The organism is Massilia sp. R2A-15 (assembly GCF_030704305.1).
In the GTDB taxonomy this organism is placed as follows: Bacteria; Pseudomonadota; Gammaproteobacteria; order Burkholderiales; family Burkholderiaceae_D; genus JAFCUW01.
In genome coordinates this window covers 935,934-953,879 of sequence record NZ_CP131935.1, presented here as the reverse complement: position 1 = coordinate 953,879, position 17,946 = coordinate 935,934, and the positions used below count along the sequence as shown (strand labels likewise).

Genomic DNA, 17,946 nt, shown 5'->3' with positions numbered 1-17,946 from the left:
CAGTCATCCTCAACCAACCATGAAAGCCCTCCATGCCCACGCCTAAACGCGTATCGCTCATCCTGCTGCTCCTGATCGCCGGCGCCGTGGCGCTGTTCGCCGCCTATACCTGGGTGACCCTGACCATGTCATATGCGGACGGCGAACGGGCCGGCTTCCTGCAGAAATTCTCGCGCAAGGGCTGGATCTGCAAGACCTGGGAAGGCGAGATCCTCCTCACCAGCATGCCGGGCGCGATTCCCGAGAAGTTCGAGTTCTCGGTGCGCGACGACGTGGTGGCCAAACAGCTGATGGATGCGATGGGCAAGCGCGTTAAACTGAGCTACGAGCAGCACAAGGGCGTGCCGAGCGCCTGCTTCGGCGAGACCGAATACTTCGTCGGGAAGGTCGTCGTCACGCCTTGAGGACTAGCGGTAGCGCGCGGCGATCGCCGGGACGGCGCCATCCTTGACGATGCGCGCGATGGCGCGGTTGACGTCGGCGACGCCGACCTTGCTCTTCGGCGACACGGCGCAGCGGGTCATGTAGGTGGTCACCACCAGCGGCGGGTGCAGGGACAGGCCCGGTTCGCTGGTCTTGATGCGATAGTCGGACCAGCTTTTCATCGTCACCATGTGGCGCAGCCGGCCGGCCGCCAGCTTGCGGAAGTTCAGCTCGATGCTGGGCGCGTCGGCGCGCACGAAATCCTTGCCCAGCGCGCGATCGAGTTCCGGATAGCTGAAGCCGAACACGGTGCCAATCTGCTGGCCGGCCAGCTCGGCGACAGAGGACGGGCGCGGGGCGGCGCGGTCGCTGAGCACCACTTCGACCTGCGGGTAAAACGGCTGGCTCCAGCCGAACCGGCCATCCAGCCACTCTGGGACGTACCCGCACAGCACATCGGCCTCGCCCGAATCGAGCGCCAGCGGAATGCGCTTGCGCGGCAGCGCCAGGAACTTCGGCGTGCGTCCCATGGCCCTGGCCAGCGCCTCGCCGATATCCTTGTGGACGCCGGCCACCAGGCGGTAGTGGTCGAAGCGCGCCATCGGCATGTCGGTGCCGGTATCGACCAGCACCACCAGTTCGCCGGACCGGGCGAACAAGGGCGACAGCAGCGCGCAGCAAAGCGCGAATCGACGGAGGGCTGGCATGGAGGCAGTTGGGGAAAAAGCGAAAAAAGAATAAATGGTACGCGATCCGGCCGTGAAGATGGCTGAGATTTCGATACTGTGTGAACAAATTGGGGTCAGGTCCGCGGGACCAGACCCCGGCTTCGTGACGCGGCGCCGGCACATCGGGGTCCGGTCCTGCGGACCTGACCCCATTGTAGCTCAGCGTCGGGTGCTATTTTTCCGGGGTTGACGACGACGGCTGCGTGAGCAGGCGGCCGATGACTTCGCGGGTGATGGTTTCGGAGGCGACGCGCTGCTTCGCTTCGGACGAGCGCTGGGCCACCGCCTCGCCGGTCGCGGCCAGCGCGCGGCGTTCGGCCGCCAGGCGCGAGGTTTCCAGCTCCAGCAACTGCTGCTTGGCGTCGGCCATCGCCTGGGTCGTCATCGCTACCTTGCGCTGCATCGCCGCGTGCGCCTGCGCGCTTTCCAGCAGGATGCGCTGCGCGTTGAGCTTGTCGCTCATCGCTTCGGCCGCCTGCTCTTCCGCGGCCTGCACTTCCAGCGCAATGGCCGCCTTCTGGTGCTCGGCGTCGGCGCGCAGTTGCACCGCTCCGGTCGTCGCGCGCTCCGCTTCCACGCGCGCGGCCATCGCCTCGTTTTCCTTCGCCTGCGCGGCGGCGGTCTCGCGCTGGGCCGCCAGCAGCTGTTCGGCCAGCGCCAGCGCGGCGCGCTCGGCGTCGGCCGCGGCGCGTTCGGCCGCCAGCGCTTCTTCGGCCAGCGCCAGCTTTGCGCGTTCCAGTTCGGCGCGCTGCGCCTGCACTTCGGCCAGTTCGGCCGCGGCCCGCACCTGCGCGGCAACGGCCTCGCCGGCGGCGCTTTGCTGCGCGCTTTCCAGTTCGGCCTGTTCAGCCAACAGGCGCGCCGCTTCGTTCTCGGTCAATTGCGCCTGTTCGGCGCGGCGTTCGGCGTCGGCTTTCTGGCGCAGCAGCGCCGCCTGTTCCTGCTGCGCGGCGGCGCGCGCCTCGGCGGCGGCCGTCAACTCCTGTTCGGCCGCGAGCTTTTCCTGCAGCGCCAGCAAAGCCTGCTGCTCCGCCTCGGCGCGCGCGCGTTCGGCCGCTTCCAGCGCGGCGGCCTGTTCGGCCTTGCGCGCGGCCAGTTCGGCCGTCTCGGCGTGGCGCGCCACCTGGGCGGCCAGCGCTTCGCGTTCCGCCTCGCCCGACGCGTTTTCGGCGGCGGCCAGGTCGGCGGCCTTCTGCGCCAGCGCGGCGCGTTCCTCGGCCAGCACGCGTGCGCGCTCGTGCTCCTGGGCTTCCAGTTGCGCGGCGGCGGCAGCGGCCTGCTCGGCGGCGGCGCGCTGGCGTGCCTGCTCCGCGGCGGCTTTCTCCGCCTCGACCCTGGCCTGCGCCTCCTGGGTTTGTTCTTCCTCGGCCAGCGCGCGGCCCAGCGCCACTTCGCGCAGCTGCCGGTCGACCTGGATGCGCGCCTCGGTGGCGGACATGATGCGCGCCTCGGCATCGCGCCGCGCCTCGGCGGTGGCCAGCGCCATCTGCTCGACGCGTTCGCGGTGCACCGCCGCCTCGCGCAGCTCTTTTTCCGTCTGCAGGCGCAAGTGGATCGCCTTGGCCGCCATCCGCTCGGAATCGGCCTGGGCCTGGGCGATCGCCTCGCGTTCCTGCTCGATGTGAGCCAGCGCGCGGGCTTCCTCCAGCGCGCGCGCCTCCGCCATCGCGCGGGCGAACGCCGCGGCCAGCGCGACCTGGTCGGCCTTTTCGCGCTGCACGGTCAGCTCGAGCGCCTCGGCTTCGGCGTCGGCCAGCTGTTCGGCGGTCTGGCGCGCGCCCTTGGCCTGGCGTTCGCGCTCGCGCGCCAGCGTGGCCATGCGCGCGTCGGCGCTGGCGATCTGCAGCACTTCCTCTTTCGCGGCGTGGACGGCGGCGACGCGTTCGACCGCCTGCAGCCTGGCCTGCTCGGTGTGCGCCTCGAGGTCCTCGGCGGCAAGCGCGGCGCGCCTGGCCATTTCGGCTTCGGCTTCGATCTGTTCGGCGGCGCGGCGGCGCGCTTCTTCCTCGGATTTGGCGCGCGCTTCGGCGGCCAGCTTGATTCGGGTGTCGGCTTCGACGCGGGCGCGCAGTTCGGCGGTCTCCTGGCGCACCGCTTCGAGGCGCTCCATGCTCGCCTGTGCGGCGGCGCGCAGGGTTTCGACGCGGTCGCGGTTGGCCTCGATCGCGTCTTCCGACGCCTGCGCGTGCTCGAGCGCGGCCTGGGCGGCGGCGGCGTCCATCGCGGCGCGCTCCTCGGCCAGGCTGCGCGCGCGCGCTTCGGCGTGGGCCCGGCTTTCGGCCGCGCAGGTTGCCTTCGCTTCGGCTTCGACGCGCGCGATGCCCTCGCGGATGGCGCGCATCTCCGACTGCGCGCGGTCAGCCGGCTCCGGCGCGCCCGGGGCGGCGGGAAGGTCGATGCTGATGTTGGCGTCGTCGTGAGGTGGCAGAAGCGGTTCCATGATCGTGCTCGCAATGTCGTCTTCCAGGACGGAAAACATACACGATTATCACGCGCGGCGGCGCTCGGCCGAGCACCGAGCAGACGGGGGAAAGTGCCCTATTTCGTTATTTCGAAGAGGCCGTGGAGGTTGTGCCTGGGCGCCGACGGCGGCATGTCTCAGCGGCGCCGACAAACCCGGGGTCAGGTCCGGCGGACCTGACCCCAGACCTTGGGTCGCGGCTTCACACAGGCCACAGCGGCGGCTCGTCCATCAGCGCCACCTGCTCGCGCAGTTCGAGGATGCGATCCTGCCAATACCGTTGCGTGTTGAACCACGGAAACGCGACGGGGAACGCCGGGTCGTCCCAGCGCATCGCCAGCCAGGCCGAATAATGGATCAGGCGCAGGGTGCGCAGCGCCTCGACCAGGTACAGCTGGCGCGGATCGAAATCGGCGAAGTCCTCGTAGCCGGCCAGGATGTCGGCCATCTGGCGCACCATGTCGGCGCGCTCGCCCGACAGCAGCATCCACAGGTCCTGCACGGCCGGGCCGGTGCGGCTGTCGTCGAAATCGACGAAATGGGGGCCGTCGGGGGTCCACAGCACGTTGCCGGCGTGGCAGTCGCCATGCAGGCGCAGGGTCGGCTGGCTTCCCGCGCGCTCGAAGCAGCGGGCCACGCCCTCGAGCGCCTGGTCGACCACGCTGGTCCAGGCCGGCGCCAGTTCGGTCGGAATGAAGCCGTTCGCCAGCAGGTAGTTGCGCGGCTCGTAGCCGAAGGTCTCGATGGTCAGCGCCGGACGCTCGCGGTACGGCGCCAGCGCGCCGACGGCGTGGATGCGGCCGATGAAGCGGCCGATCCATTCGAGCGTGGCGGGGTCGCCCAACTCCGGCGCGCGGCCGCCGCGGCTGGGGAAGACGGCGAAGCGGAAGCCGGCGAATTCGTGCAGGGTGCGGCCGTCGACTGTCAGGGCCGGCACGACGGGAATCTCGCGCTCGGCCAGTTCGGCGACGAAAGCGTGCTCCTCGAGGATGGCGGCGTCGGTCCAGCGTTGCGGGCGGTAGAACTTCACGACGACCGGGCCGCCCTCTTCGCGGCCGGCCTGGTACACGCGGTTCTCGTAGCTGTTCAGGGCCAGCAGGCGGCCGTCGCCGAAGAGGCCGACGCTGTCGAGGGCGTCGAGCACGCAGTCGGGGCCGAGGGCGGAAAATGGGTGGGTAGTATCGGTCATCGCCTATTGTAAGTCCTTAAACCGGGGTCAGACCTCAAAAGCCGGGTCAAACCCGCTTATTCGCTTGCCGGATCGGATATCGCAATCGTCTCGTCGCCTGGATCGATCGTGCCGGCGAACTTTTCGTGAAAAATCTCTCCGTTTGACGGTTGTTGACGATTTTAATTGTGGTCTGGCCCCGGTTTTGGGGGCGCAGGCGTTAAACTAGCGCCTTCACTTCAAGAAAGAGCACGCCATGCAATACGATCAGCCCCTGTCGGAAAAAGAATTCGACGAACTCGACAAATTCCTGCTGTCCGACCGCAGCTCCGACGACGCGATGACGATGGATACCCTCCACGGTTTCCTCACCGCCATCATGATCGGCCCGGAAACCATCATGCCGTCCGAGTGGCTGCCGAAGGTCTGGGGCGAAGACGGCGCCAGCGAGCCGAAATGGAAGAACCCGAAGGAAGCCGAGCGCATCTTCGAACTGATCATGCGCTTCATGAACGAAGTCTCCGTCACCTTCGAGGTCGCGCCAAAAGAATTCGAGCCACTGTTCTGCGAACACGAGCACGGCGACCAGACCCTGATCGACGCCGAAGCCTGGTGCTGGGGCTTCTGGGAAGGCATGGAGCTGCGTCCCGGCTCCTGGGATCCGATCTGGGAGTCGGACCTGGCGCCGCTGATGCGCCCGATCTACCTGCTCGGCGCCGACGAGATCGAGGAAGAGGAACTGAAGGAAGTGGACGACCCGGTCAAGGGCCACAAGCTGGCGCTCGAGATCGAGGCGAACCTGCCGGCCATCTACAAGTTCTGGCTGCCGCTGCGCAAATCGGCCGTGCAGACCATCAAGCGCGATGAGCCGAAGGTCGGGCGCAACGACGACTGCCCTTGCGGCAGCGGCAAGAAGTTCAAGAAGTGCTGCGGAGCTGCTGAAGCGGAATAAGCTTTGATTGGGCCGCGGCCCAACACCTGGGGTCAGGTCCGCAGGAGCGACGGGGACGCCGAGTCCCCGATTTTAGCGCCGCCGCGTGCAGCATCGGGGTCTGGTCCCGCGGACCTGACCCCATTTCCAGATCCTCCACAAATCCAAGATGGGGACAGGTCCGCAGGACCAGTCCCCGCCCTCGCTCTCCCGCATAGTAGAATCGTCAACATCGCTATTGCAACGGAGAGCCCCATGCCCACCCTTCTGCCCCTCGCCACCAGCATCGACAAGCAGCCGGCCGTCGTCTACGGCCTGCTGTCGAATCTGGCCAACCGGCACGGCTGCATCACCGGCGCCACCGGCACCGGCAAGTCCGTGACCTTGCAGGTGATGGCGCAGGCCTTGTCGAACATCGGCGTGCCGGTGTTCATGGCCGACGTCAAGGGCGACCTGTCCGGCCTGTCCCAACCCGGCGCGCTTTCCCCGAAAATGGAGGAGCGCCTGAAGATGCTGGGCGTCGAGGCGCCCGCCTGGGCCGCCTGCCCCGTGACGTTCTGGGATGTGTTCGGCGAACTGGGCCACCCCGTGCGCGCAACCATTTCCGATCTCGGCCCGCTGCTGCTGGCGCGCATGCTGAACCTGAACGACACCCAGGAAGGCGTGCTGCAGCTGGTGTTCAAGATCGCCGACGACAACGGCCTGCTGCTGCTCGACACCAAGGACCTGCGCGCGATGCTTCAGCACGTGGGCGACAACGCGGCGGATTTCCGCACCAGCTACGGCAACATCTCGGCCGCCAGCATCGGCGCCATCCAGCGCGGCCTGATCGGCATCGAGGAGCAAGGCGGCGACAAGTTCTTCGGCGAGCCGATGCTCAACATCGACGACCTGCTGCAAACCGACGCCGCCGGCCACGGCGTGGTCAACATCCTCGCCGCCGACAAGCTGATGAATTCGCCGCGCCTGTACGCGGTGTTCCTGCTGTGGATGCTCTCCGAGCTGTTCGAGCACCTGCCCGAAGTGGGCGACGTCGACAAGCCGAAGCTGGTGTTCTTCTTCGACGAGGCGCACCTGCTGTTCGACGACGCGCCCAAGGCGCTGCTCGACAAGATCGAGCAGGTGGTGCGCCTGATCCGCTCGAAAGGCGTGGGCGTGTTCTTCGTCACCCAGAATCCGCTCGACATTCCCGACACCGTGCTCGGCCAGCTGGGCAACCGCGTCCAGCACGCGCTGCGCGCCTACACGCCGCGCGACCAGAAGGCGGTGAAGGCCGCGGCCGACACCTTCCGCCCGAATCCCGCGCTCGACACCGCCCAGGTCATCACCGAGCTGGGCGTGGGCGAGGCGCTGGTGTCCTTTCTCGACGAGAAGGGCCGGCCCAACATCGTCGAGCGCGCCTTCGTGCTGCCGCCGGCCTCGCGCATCGGCCCGGTCGATCCGGCCGAGCGTCAGGCGGTGATCGCCAAGTCGCTGGTGGCCGGCGTGTACGAGCAAGCGGTCGACCGCGAATCGGCCCACGAAAAACTCAGCGGCCGCACCGCCGCCACCGCCCGGCCCGCGGCGCCGGCGCCCACACCTGCCGGCCAACCGGCGCCCGCACCGGCCGGCATACCTGCGCCCGCATCGGACAACTCCCTCGGCGGCCTGCTCGGCGGTTTATTCGGAGGCAGCAGCCGGCGCGACTCGCCGGTGCAGGCGATGGTCAAGTCGGCCGCGCGCAGCATCGGCTCGCAAGTGGGCCGCGAAATCATCCGCGGCGTGCTCGGCTCCATCCTCAAACGTTGACGCAAAGTTACAACACATCGTTTAAGTTTCCCCATCGTATTGACACCCGATACAATGTGATACATTATGTTACACATCGTAGTAGATCAATAAGATAACGAGACTTCCCGCCGGCGCCGCCGCCGTCCCGCACCCACGGACGGCACGCCCCGCTGACCGGGTTATGCGCCCAGCACCACGCGCTGAATTCCGACCGCCACTTCCGATCCCGACTTGCCGCCTCGCCGCGGCCCGGGCTCTGCTATGCCGGTTTTTGTCGAGCAGTATTCATGAATCAACTTATTACCCTCCGCTGCGGTCTGCGCTCCGAACTGTCCGGACTGGCGCTGCTGCGCGAATCGATGAAGCTATCGGCGCGCGCTATGCTGCACCGGCGCCAGACCGGCCGCTGGCTCGAATTGCTCAACTCCCACCCCTTGTTCCGCCAGATGCTGCCTGCCTGCCCGCGCCTGGTCAACAAGATTTACCGCTCCTATTTCAGCACCCGGCTCGGCTGCGATGACCGCCTCGCCGTGCTGCAGGCCCATTACCAGACCGTGATACAGCGCGGCCTGGCGCCGCTGGTGGCGCGCGCCGCCGAAGGCCCCGTCGAACTGTGCCGGCTCGACGGCAAGACCGGCCAGGAATACCGCATCGAACTGCGCGCCGGCGGCGTGCTGTGCCGCGAAGGCGAACTGATCCTGCAACTGGCGCACGGCGATCAGGTCCTGTATTCGATCGCGTTTTCATTTTTGCACCATTTTGGTGCAGTTGCGGTCGGCGTCGGCTGCCTGCAGGGCAAGCACGGCGGCGGCGGCCTCGACCAGGTGCGCGACGCCACCCGCGAGTTGCACGGCATGCGTCCGAAGAATCTGCTGGTGCGGCTGGTGCGCCAGTTCGGCCACGATCATGGCTGCGCACAGATGATCCTGGTCGGCAACGCAAACCGCGTCGTCACGACCTCGATGAAGCAAGGGAAAGTGCACGCCGACTACGACGCGCTGTGGCTGGAACTCGATGCGGCGCGCCAGCCCGATGGCGATTTCAGCCTGGCCTGCGAGCACCTGCCGGAGCCGGACATGGCGCAGATAGCGTCGAAAAAACGCTCCGAAGCGCGCAAGCGCCACGAGATGCTGGCCAACGCCATTGCCGCGATGCGCGCGCAGGTGGTGCGCTCGCAGCGCGCCGCGACGCCGCTGCGGCTGGTGTCGATCCGCGCCACGGCGCCGTCCGGCGTGTCCGCTCCCTTGCTGCAGCTCGGATAAACGCAACGTCGTTCCTGCGCAGGCAGAAACCCATGCTGAGTTGGCATGTCGTCGGCCAGCGTGAAGCAAGCGCCGTATGGGTTCCTGCCTGCGCAGGAACGACGGCCTTCAGACTGCCTGGGCGGACTGCAGCGCCTTGCCCTGCTCGTTGAGCCGGCTTTCATACAGCGCCGCCAGCAGGTCCGACTGGGTGACCATGCCGGCGAAGCGCTCCTCGCTGTCGAGCACCGGGATGTGGTGCAGGCCCGAGTTCGACATCAGCGGCACCAGTTCGACGATCGGTGTGCTGGCCTTGGCCGTCACCACGTTCTCGCTCATGATCTGGCCCACCACTTCCGGCTTTTCCGAATGGCTGTCCGGGCTGCGCCCGAGGAAGCGGCGCAGGCGGTGCGCGAACGACACATATTCGTCGAGCTCGCTGTGCCTGAGGAAATCGCTCTGCGAGACGATGCCGATCACCCGGCGCGCCCGGTTCAGCACCGGCAAGGCATGCACCTTGTGGTGGCGCATCAGACGCCACGCCTCATCGAGGCCGCTGGAGAAGTCGAGCGTGACGGCGTCTTTCGACATGATGTCGCCGCAGGTGATGATGCCGAAGCGCCGCTCGTAGGCCTGCATCTCGGTGGCCAGAATGATGTCCTCGAGGTCGTCGCGGCTAACGTCGAGCACCTGGCCGTAGCGCTTGAGCACCGCGTCGAGGTCGTCGCTGGTAAAGCCCACGCGCGCCGTCGGCGCCAGGTCGCGCGTGTCGTGCGCCGGCGCCAGGCTCGATTGCTGGGTGTGCGGATAGCGCCGGCCGGTCAGGTTGTTGTAGAGCAGCGCGGCCAGCACCATCAGGCCGGTGTTGAGCGCCACCTGCTCGAAGGCGAACTGGTAGCCCGACGCGTGCACGGCCGGGCCGGCCAGCACCGCGGTCAGCGCCACCGCGCCGCCGGGCGGGTGCAGGCAGCGCAGCAGGAACATGCACACGATGGCCGAGCCGCCGGCCACCGGCGCGGCGAGCATCGGATCGGGAATCAGCATGGCGCAGGTGACGCCGACGAAGGCCGACACCACGTTGCCGCCGAAGACAGACCACGGCTGCGCCAGCGGGCTGGCCGGCACGCCGAACAGCAGCACCGACGAGGCGCCCATCGGCGCGACCAGGAAGGCCATGCCGCTGTGGTCGCGCAGCAGCAGGTGCGTGATCAGCGCCGTCAGCAGCAATCCGAAGATCGCGCCGGCGCCGGCGCGGACCTGCTCGGTCCGGCTTGCCGTGTTCGGCTTCGGTAAGAACGATTCCAGCCACTCCCTGCGCAATACCGCCATGCTTGTATCCTGAATTTCACGAGAGCGCAATTATGCGCAAGTTTGCGCAGGAGCGCACTGAACAGGTGCATTTTTGTGGTGCCCCCGCAGCGCCACGGACTAGTTATCAAAATCATGACGCAGGGCATTGACGGACGTTGATGGATGCGATCCATTCCGCGGTCGCCGGATTGATGTAGGATGTACAACACCTTCAACCCGCCCGAAAAGGAAAAACAATGATCAAGCAAACCGCATTGGCCGCACTCGCCGCCGCCCTGTTCGCCGCGCCCGCCTTCGCCGCCGCGCCGATGGTCAAGACCCAGGCGCCGGGCTATTTCCGGATGATGCTGGGCGACTTCGAGATCACCGCCATCAGCGACGGCACCACCGAGCTGCCGGTCGACACGCTGCTGCAAGGGATGAAGAAAGGCGAGATCGACAGCGAACTGAAGAAGCACTTCGTGCAAAGCCCGCTGGAGACGTCGATCAATGCCTTCCTGATCAACACCGGCAGCAAGCTGATCCTGGTCGATTCGGGCGCGGCCGGCGTGTTCGGCCCCAACACGGGCAAGTTCGCGGCGAACCTGAAAGCGGCCGGCTACCAGCCGGAACAGGTCGACGAGGTCTACATCACCCACATGCACGGCGACCATGTGGCCGGCCTGGTGGCCAACGGCCAGCGCGTGTTCACCAACGCCATCGTGCGGGCGCAGAAGCAGGAATCCGACTTCTGGCTGAGCAAAGAAAACATGGAAAAGAACCCGGCCAAGGCCGACTTCTTCAAGGGCGCGATGGCATCGCTGAACCCCTACGTCAGCGCCGGCAAGTACAAGCCGTTCGAAGGCGACGTCGAACTGGCGCCTGGCGTGAGCTCGCACTCGGGCAAGGGACACACGCCGGGACACGCGACCTACGTGGTGCAGAGCAAGGGGCAGAAGCTGGTGCTGATCGGCGACCTGATCCACGTGGCGGCGGTGCAGATGGACCATCCGGAGGTGACGATCAGCTTCGACAGCGACCAGAAGGCGGCGGCGGCCGAGCGGCGCCAGGCGTTTGACGCGGCGGCGCGCGGCGGCTATCTGATTGGCGCCGCGCACCTTCAATTCCCCGGCATCGGCCACCTGGAGAAGGAAGGCAAGGGCTACGAGTTCATTCCGGTCAACTACAGCATTCCGCGCTAACGAAAAATGGGGTCAGGTCCGTCGACCTGACCCCGGTTTGGTCGCCGCAGCTTGAATAATCGAAAGGCAGGGGTCTGGTCCTGCGGACCTGACCCCATCTTGACATTACTGTCCGCGCGGCCCCTTGTCGGCGCCCTTGTGGTCCTTCTGACCATCCTGCCTGTGGCGCCCGGCGACCTCGTTCTCCTCGGCCTTCTGCTGGTTCTTCTGCGCTTCCTGCTGAGCCTGCTGCGTATCGCGCTGCTGCTGCTCGCGTGGATCCTTGCTTGGTTTCGACATGGCAGTCTCCTTGTTTAAAAGCACACAGTACCCGCGCCGCCCGCCCCCGACCGTTCGCCACATCACATAGGCTGGCGATTCGATCCAATCCGGATGCGCCGGAACGCCTGGCGCTGGTGCTCTTCCTCGTGCAGGGTCAGCGACGCCTTGATCAAGTCGCTGCGGCTGACCAGTCCCACCAGCTTGCGCGACTGCCCGTCGTCCACCACCGGCAGGCGTTCGAGCTGATGCACCGCCATGCGCGTGGCCACCGTGCGGCAGGTTTCGCCGGCTAGCGCGAAGACCGGCACATTCACGCCATACAGGTCGCCGACAAAACACTTGCCCTCTGCCGCCACCAGCGCTGCGCGGTCGAGCATCCCCACCAGCGTGCCGTCGCGCGTGACCGGGAAGGCGCGATGCACTTGGCCTTCGCCGAAATGACTGTGCAGCACCGCGTCGATGGCGGCGCCGGCGTCGATGCGCACCGGCTGCGCCGTCATCACCTCCGCCACGCTGTGGCGCTCGAGCGGGTCGATGCCGTATTCGCGGTAGATGTGATAGCCGCGCCGTGCGATCTTCTCGGTCAGGATCGAGCGCTGCATGGTGAGCACCGTGAAGCCGTACGCCACCACCGACGCCGCCAGCACCGGCAGCAAGGCGTTGGTATCCTGCGTGAGTTCGAACGCGAACACCACCGCCATGATGGGCGCGCGCATCATGCCGCCCAGGGTGGCAGCCATGAACACCAGCGGCCACACCGCCGGTTCGCCGCCGGGCAGGTACGGCGCCATCAACGCGCCCAGGCCCGCGCCGAGCATCAGCAGCGGCGCCAGCACGCCGCCCGAGGTGCCCGAGCCCAGCGCGATCAGCCACATCACCATCTTCGCCAGCAGCAGGCCGGCCAGCACGCCGGCGCCGATGTGGTTATGCAGCAGGTCGGCGATGACGTCGTAGCCGACGCCCAGCGCGCGCGGCTGGAAGTAGCCGCCGACGCCCACTGCCAGGCCGCCGATCGCCGGCCACCACATCCAGTGCAGCGGCAGCTTGTGAAACAGGTCCTCGACCTTGTACAGCATGGTCGACATCAGCCAGGCCAGCATTCCGCACAGGAGGCCCGCCAACGCGCACGACGCCAGGCCGAGCGGCTGCAGCGGCATGGTCTGCAGCGGGAACAGCGCGCCGCCTTCCATGATCAATGGCCGCAGCACGCCGGCCACGGCGCACGCCACGGCGACCGGCAGCAGGCTGCGCGGACGCAGTTCGAACAGCAGCAGTTCGACCGCGAGCAGCAGCGCGGCCACCGGGGTGCCGAATACCGCGGTCATGCCGGCCACCGCGCCGGCGACGAGCAGCGTCTTGCGCTCGCTGCCGCTCAGGTGAAAGTGCTGGGCCAGCAGCGAGCCGACCGCGCCGCCGGTCATGATGATCGGGCCTTCGGCGCCGAACGGGCCGCCGCTGCCGATCGCGATCGCCGAGGCGAGCGGCTTGAGCACCGCGACCTTGGGCGACATCGCGCTTTTCTTGAACAGGATCGCCTCGATCGCCTCGGGGATGCCGTGGCCGCGGATCGCCTCGGTGCCGTAGCGCGCGATCAGGCCGATGATCAGGCCGCCGAGCACCGGCACCGCGATCACCCAGGCGCCCAGCGTGTTCAGCGCCGGCGACACCGGCTTGTCGGACAGCGCCTGGAAGAAGAACAGGTTGGTGAAGAAGCTGATCGCGTGCAACAGCAGCCACGCGGTGCAGGTACTGAGCACGCCGATGACGGCGGCCATGCAGGCGATGCGCAGCAGGCGCGCCTCGCCGTTGAAGTCGCGCCGGGTGTCCATCTTACTCATGCGGATCTTCCTTTTCGATGACCGGCACCGCGAAGATGCCGTCGAGGGACGCCAGTTCGGCGCGGTGCAGTGCGGCCAGGTGGGTCAGGATCGCCTCGCCGGCCGGCAGCAGGTGGATCTCGACGCGGCGCCGGTCCACCGTGCTGGGGCGGCGCACCACCAGGGCACTGGCCTCGCAGCGCGACACCAGCGCAACCACGCCGTGCGGCTTGGCTTGCAGGCGCTCGGCCAGTTCGCCGACGGTGGCCCAGTCGCGGCCCTTGAAGCCTTTCAGGTGCAGCAGCAGCAGGTACTGCAGGGGCGTGATGCCCTCGGCCTGCACGGCGTTCTCGGAAAAGCGCTCGAAACGGCGCATCTGGTAGCGGAACTCGGACAGGACGCAGAAATCGTCCTTGGCGAGCGAGCGCTTCGGGGGTGAGGTCATCGGAGGGTTCGAAAATCGGAAAAGCGAGAATATATCACGACATGATATAAATTGTTCGTAAAAAAACCGCGTGCGCAATGTGCGACGCGGCTCAGCGCAAATATCGGCCTATTTGCCGGCAGTGACCAGTCTTAGTTCCACCACTCTCGCTACCCACGCTTTTTCCCAGGTGACAAAGGCCAGCATGGCAGCCATAAACTTGGCGAACGCTGCGGCGGCATCTTGCGGCGTTGCCGCTATCTCAATGATGCATTCGTCGGTGAAGCGAAGGCCGTTGGCCGTTGCAATTTCGGACAGAAACCCGAGGTCGTGATGTTTTCCATAAAACACACCCCGGCCATCGAAGTGGTCGTACACCTCGCCATCGTCGAAGAAGCGCACAAAATCCTGTCCAAATTCAACATAAGCAAAAATGTCATCTCCGTCCTCGTATTTAAACGGAGTCGCAATCTCGGCGACAGTCTCGTCCTCGCTCAGCGGATAGCACTCGTAGCCGGTCATTTCCGAAATCGCGGCGCAGTTCATAATTACCTCGCGAAAAAAATGCTCATGGATGTGAAGGAACGGGATCAAAAGTAATGTTCGTCTGGGCACAAAAATACGCCAACACTTCATGATAGCTCCAACGCCGCCATCGCGCGTGACCGATCGAGCGGAGGTCGCCGATGTGCTCGTGTGATCTTCGATGAACATCCTTGGGGTCGCGCGGCGTCTGCGTTACCTCGAGTTGATAAACCCGTTGCAGGCCATAGCGTTCGCGAATTTTGACCGAAAATACATACTTGGTCGTTGCGGCTTGTGCGCTATGCATATAGCGAAGTTCGACCACCAGCGGGGTTGCGAGGCCCGTTTCGTCGAGCAAGCCGACAGCCAGGATCCGCCCTTTCCGTCCGTCAGCGCGAGGCTCCCACGCGAGATCGCCCTCGCAACGCAAAGGACGACTCAGGAGCAAACGTGCTTCTGCCTCGGAAATATCGGACATGGAAAGGTGGGAAGTTAATCGGCACGGCCGCACCTGGCGGACGATTGCCAGGCTTCCCGGAGTATGAGCGGCCCGCGGGCGCGGCGATTTGCCGCACCACACGGGACGTCGATTTACAGCTTGATGAAATGCTCGCGGTAGTACTTCAGCTCTTCCACCGACTCGATGATGTCGGCCAGCGCCGTGTGCTTCTGGTGCTTCTTGAAGCCGCCCACGATCTCCGGCTTCCAGCGACGGCACAATTCCTTCAGCGTGGACACGTCCAGGTTGCGATAGTGGAAGAACGCCTCGAGCTTGGGCATCGTGCGCGCCATGAAGCGGCGGTCCTGGCAAATGGTGTTGCCGCACATCGGCGACTTGCCGGCCGGGACGAACTGCTTGAGGAAGGCGATCAGCGCCGCCTCGGCCTGCTCTTCCGACACGGTCGAGGCCTTGACCCGGTCGATCAGCCCGCTGCGACCGTGCGTGCCCTTGTTCCACGCGTCCATCTTGTCGAGCGTCTCGTCCGACTGGTGGATCGCGAACACCGGGCCTTCGGCGATGGTGTTCAGGTGCATGTCGGTGACGACCACGGCGATCTCGATGATGCGGTCGGTGTCCGGCTCCAGGCCGGTCATCTCCAGGTCCACCCAGATCAGGTTGAATTCATTCGGGCGGTGCGCGACCGCGCCTTCGGTTGTTTCAGTGGCTTGTGACATAATTCTCTCTTGGCCTAATCAATCCTGCATTTTCTCACAGGCACAGAATGTATTCACTCGCGTTTTCGGTTTTGTTTGTCGGTTTCTTGATTTTTACCTTGATCCTGCGTTTCTGGCTGGCAAACCGCCACGTGCGCCACGTGCTGGCCAACCGCGCCGCGGTGCCGGCCGAATTTGCCGCCAGCATCCCGCTCGCCGCGCACCAGAAGGCCGCCGACTACACGGTCGCCAAGACCAAATTCGGCCTGGCTTCGCTGCTGTTCTCCAGCATCGTGCTGGTCGGCTTTACCCTGCTGGGCGGCCTGCAATGGCTGGCCGCGGCCCTGCTGCCGCTGACCGGCCCCGGCATGAAATACCAGATCGCCCTGCTCGCCGCCTTCGCCGCGGTCTCCGGCCTGCTCGACCTGCCGTTCGACTGGTACCGCCAGTTCGTCCTCGAAGAGCGCTTCGGCTTCAACAAGATGACGCCCGGCCTGTGGCTGGCCGACATGGTCAAGGGCGTGCTGCTGGGCGCGGCCATCGGCCTGCCGCTGGTGTGGGTGGTGCTGACCCTGATGGACAAGACCGGCCCGCTGTGGTGGCTGTACGCCTGGCTGGTGTGGAGCGGCTTCCAGCTGCTGATGATGGTGCTGTTCCCCACCGTGATCGCGCCGCTGTTCAACAAATTCAGCCCGCTCGAAGACGCCAGCCTGAAATCGCGCATCGAAGGCTTGATGCAGCGCGTCGGCTTCGCCTCCAAAGGCCTGTTCGTGATGGACGGCTCCAAGCGCAGCGCCCACGGCAACGCCTACTTCTCCGGCTTCGGCGCCAACAAGCGCATCGTGTTCTTCGACACCCTGCTCGAGCGCCTCGCGCCGCAGGAGATCGAAGCGGTGCTGGCGCACGAACTGGGCCACTTCAAGCTCAAGCACATCATCAAGCGCATCGCCGTGATGTTCGCCGTCTCGCTCGGCTTCCTCGCCCTGCTCGGCTACCTGAAGACCCGCACCTGGTTCTACGCGGGCCTCGGCGTCGATCCGCTGCTCGCCAGCGACGCAATGGCGCTGATCCTGTTCATGCTGGTGCTGCCAATCTTCACCTTCGTGCTCTCGCCGCTGACCTCGATCAGCTCGCGCAAGCATGAATTCGAAGCCGACGCCTTCGCCGCCACCCACACCGACGCGCGCGACCTGGTCTCGGCGCTGGTGAAAATGTACGAAGATAACGCCTCGACCCTGACGCCCGATCCGCTGCACTCGGCGTTCTACGACTCCCATCCGCCCGCCTCGGTGCGGATCCGTCAACTCAACCTGGCGGCCCCATGAACCTGCTCGATCAATTCTGCGTCGAAGGCGCCCCGAAACTGGATGCCGGCCAGCTCGACATGCTGCTGCCCGAAGTCCCCGGCTGGGCCATCGAGGACGGCCAGTTGCGCCGCAAGTTCGCCTTCCGCGACTTCCACGAGACCATCAGATTCGTCAACTCGCTGGCCGAGATGATCGACCAGGAAAACCACCACCCGACCCTGACGGTGACGTACCAGCACTGCGCGGTCGCGTACCACACCCATTCGGCCGGCGGCGCGGTTTCGCTGAACGATTTCATCTGCGCCGCCAAGGCCAACGCAATCTACGCGCAGCGGGCCGGCGCATGAGCGGCGCGATCACCGGCACCATCATCGCCGCGCACGGGCGCCACTACCTGGCCGACGTCGATGGCCGCAAAATCCAGTGCGTCACCCGCGGCAAGAAGACCAACATCGCGGTCGGCGACGTCGTCCACCTGCAGATGACGTCGGCCGACCAGGCCAGGATCGAATCGACCGCCGAGCGCAAGACGCTGCTGTACCGCTCGGACCAGTACAAGTCCAAGCTGCTGGCGGCGAATCTGACGCGCTTGTTCATCGTCGTCGCCACCGAGCCGGGCTTCGCCGACGACCTCATTTCGCGCTCGCTGGTCGCGGCCGAAGCGGCCGGCATCGACGCCCACCTGATCCTCAACAAGACCGACGTGACCGAGTCGCTCGATAAGGCGCGCGAACGCCTCAAGGTCTATACCGCGCTCGGCTACCCTCTGCACGAAGTGTCGGCGCGCGCCAACCCGGAGCATGCGGTCGCTACCCTGATGCCGCTGCTCGAGGGCCAGTCGTCGATTTTCATCGGCCAGTCCGGCATGGGCAAGTCCTCGCTGATCAACCTCTTGGTGCCGGACGCCGACATCGCCGTGCGCGAGATCTCCGCCGCGCTCGACACCGGCAAGCACACCACCACCTTCACGCGCCTGTATGCGCTGAAGGACGGCGCCTCGATCATCGACTCGCCCGGCTTCCAGGAGTTCGGCCTGTACCACCTGACCGAAGGAATGCTGGAGCGCGCCTTCGTCGAATTCGCGCCGTATCTGGGGGGCTGCAAGTTCTACAACTGCCGCCACCTGATCGAGCCGCAGTGCGCCGTGCTGGCCGCGGTCGCCGACGGCAAGATCGCCAAGTTCCGCCACACGCTGTACGGCCAACTCTTGCACGAGTCGTCGCAGACTTTATATTAGGCAGTC

At 66.1% G+C, this 17,946-nt stretch carries 18 protein-coding genes; 8 read left to right on the top strand and 10 right to left on the bottom strand.

Annotated elements, in window-relative coordinates:
* The first annotated feature begins 32 nt into the window (after positions 1–32).
* Positions 33–404 carry a hypothetical protein gene (locus tag Q4S45_RS04275; RefSeq protein WP_305509474.1) on the top strand — a complete coding sequence of 124 codons (372 nt, stop codon included), beginning with the start codon at positions 33–35 and terminating at the stop codon, positions 402–404.
* A gap of 3 nt (positions 405–407) precedes the next feature.
* Here Q4S45_RS04275 and Q4S45_RS04270 read toward each other — a convergent pair whose 3' ends face one another.
* From Q4S45_RS04270 to Q4S45_RS04260, 3 genes are all read right to left on the bottom strand, one after another.
* On the bottom strand, positions 408–1,130 hold the full coding sequence (locus Q4S45_RS04270; RefSeq protein WP_305509472.1) for an ABC transporter substrate-binding protein: 723 nt from the start codon (positions 1,128–1,130) through the stop codon (positions 408–410).
* Between the two features lie 193 nt (positions 1,131–1,323).
* Positions 1,324–3,591, bottom strand: coding sequence for a hypothetical protein (locus Q4S45_RS04265; protein WP_305509470.1), 2,268 nt, complete (start codon positions 3,589–3,591; stop codon positions 1,324–1,326).
* A 223-nt stretch (positions 3,592–3,814) separates the two neighbouring features.
* A complete protein-coding gene (locus Q4S45_RS04260) occupies positions 3,815–4,801 on the bottom strand; it encodes a serine/threonine protein kinase (RefSeq protein ID WP_305509469.1) in 987 nt (328 codons plus the stop codon).
* 235 nt (positions 4,802–5,036) lie between these two features.
* On the opposite strand from Q4S45_RS04260, the gene Q4S45_RS04255 reads away from it, so the two are divergent.
* From Q4S45_RS04255 to Q4S45_RS04245, 3 genes are all read left to right on the top strand, one after another.
* Positions 5,037–5,732, top strand: a complete 696-nt coding sequence (locus Q4S45_RS04255) for a UPF0149 family protein (RefSeq protein WP_305509467.1) — start codon at positions 5,037–5,039, stop codon at positions 5,730–5,732.
* Positions 5,733–5,966: 234 nt separating this feature from the next.
* Complete coding sequence (locus Q4S45_RS04250) at positions 5,967–7,499, top strand: helicase HerA-like C-terminal domain-containing protein (RefSeq protein WP_305509465.1); 1,533 nt, start codon at positions 5,967–5,969, stop codon at positions 7,497–7,499.
* 269 nt (positions 7,500–7,768) lie between these two features.
* Positions 7,769–8,743, top strand: a complete 975-nt coding sequence (locus Q4S45_RS04245; protein ID WP_305509463.1) for a VirK/YbjX family protein — start codon at positions 7,769–7,771, stop codon at positions 8,741–8,743.
* Between the two features lie 108 nt (positions 8,744–8,851).
* Here the strand turns inward: Q4S45_RS04245 and Q4S45_RS04240 are convergent, their stop codons facing one another.
* Positions 8,852–10,051, bottom strand: coding sequence for an HPP family protein (locus Q4S45_RS04240; protein ID WP_305509461.1), 1,200 nt, complete (start codon positions 10,049–10,051; stop codon positions 8,852–8,854).
* 218 nt (positions 10,052–10,269) lie between these two features.
* Here Q4S45_RS04240 and Q4S45_RS04235 point away from each other — a divergent pair, with 218 nt between their 5' ends.
* A complete protein-coding gene (locus Q4S45_RS04235; RefSeq protein WP_305509459.1) occupies positions 10,270–11,214 on the top strand; it encodes an MBL fold metallo-hydrolase in 945 nt (314 codons plus the stop codon).
* Positions 11,215–11,319: 105 nt separating this feature from the next.
* Here the strand turns inward: Q4S45_RS04235 and Q4S45_RS04230 are convergent, their stop codons facing one another.
* From Q4S45_RS04230 to orn, 6 genes are all read right to left on the bottom strand, one after another.
* Complete coding sequence (locus Q4S45_RS04230) at positions 11,320–11,493, bottom strand: hypothetical protein (RefSeq protein ID WP_305509457.1); 174 nt, start codon at positions 11,491–11,493, stop codon at positions 11,320–11,322.
* 62 nt (positions 11,494–11,555) lie between these two features.
* Positions 11,556–13,313 (bottom strand): chloride channel protein, encoded by a 1,758-nt coding sequence (locus Q4S45_RS04225; protein WP_374046075.1) that lies wholly within the window; start codon positions 13,311–13,313, stop codon positions 11,556–11,558.
* Positions 13,306–13,737, bottom strand: coding sequence for a MarR family winged helix-turn-helix transcriptional regulator (locus tag Q4S45_RS04220; protein WP_305509455.1), 432 nt, complete (start codon positions 13,735–13,737; stop codon positions 13,306–13,308). The genes Q4S45_RS04225 and Q4S45_RS04220 overlap by 8 nt, the downstream gene beginning before the upstream one ends.
* Positions 13,738–13,845: 108 nt before the next feature.
* On the bottom strand, positions 13,846–14,262 hold the full coding sequence (locus Q4S45_RS04215) for a DUF1828 domain-containing protein (RefSeq protein WP_305509453.1): 417 nt from the start codon (positions 14,260–14,262) through the stop codon (positions 13,846–13,848).
* 22 nt (positions 14,263–14,284) lie between these two features.
* A complete protein-coding gene (locus Q4S45_RS04210) occupies positions 14,285–14,719 on the bottom strand; it encodes a hypothetical protein (protein ID WP_305509451.1) in 435 nt (144 codons plus the stop codon).
* Positions 14,720–14,832: 113 nt separating this feature from the next.
* Positions 14,833–15,417: an oligoribonuclease gene (gene orn, locus Q4S45_RS04205; RefSeq protein ID WP_305509449.1), complete on the bottom strand. Its 585-nt coding sequence runs from the start codon at positions 15,415–15,417 to the stop codon at positions 14,833–14,835.
* Between the two features lie 47 nt (positions 15,418–15,464).
* Here orn and Q4S45_RS04200 point away from each other — a divergent pair, with 47 nt between their 5' ends.
* The 3 genes from Q4S45_RS04200 to rsgA are packed head-to-tail and all read left to right on the top strand — an operon-like array spanning position 15,465 to position 17,940.
* Positions 15,465–16,721 (top strand): M48 family metallopeptidase, encoded by a 1,257-nt coding sequence (locus tag Q4S45_RS04200; protein WP_305509447.1) that lies wholly within the window; start codon positions 15,465–15,467, stop codon positions 16,719–16,721.
* Positions 16,718–17,050: a 4a-hydroxytetrahydrobiopterin dehydratase gene (locus Q4S45_RS04195; protein ID WP_305509445.1), complete on the top strand. Its 333-nt coding sequence runs from the start codon at positions 16,718–16,720 to the stop codon at positions 17,048–17,050. Before Q4S45_RS04200 ends, Q4S45_RS04195 begins: the two co-directional genes overlap by 4 nt.
* Positions 17,047–17,940, top strand: coding sequence for a ribosome small subunit-dependent GTPase A (gene rsgA, locus Q4S45_RS04190; RefSeq protein WP_305509443.1), 894 nt, complete (start codon positions 17,047–17,049; stop codon positions 17,938–17,940). Before Q4S45_RS04195 ends, rsgA begins: the two co-directional genes overlap by 4 nt.
* Positions 17,941–17,946: the final 6 nt, after the last annotated feature.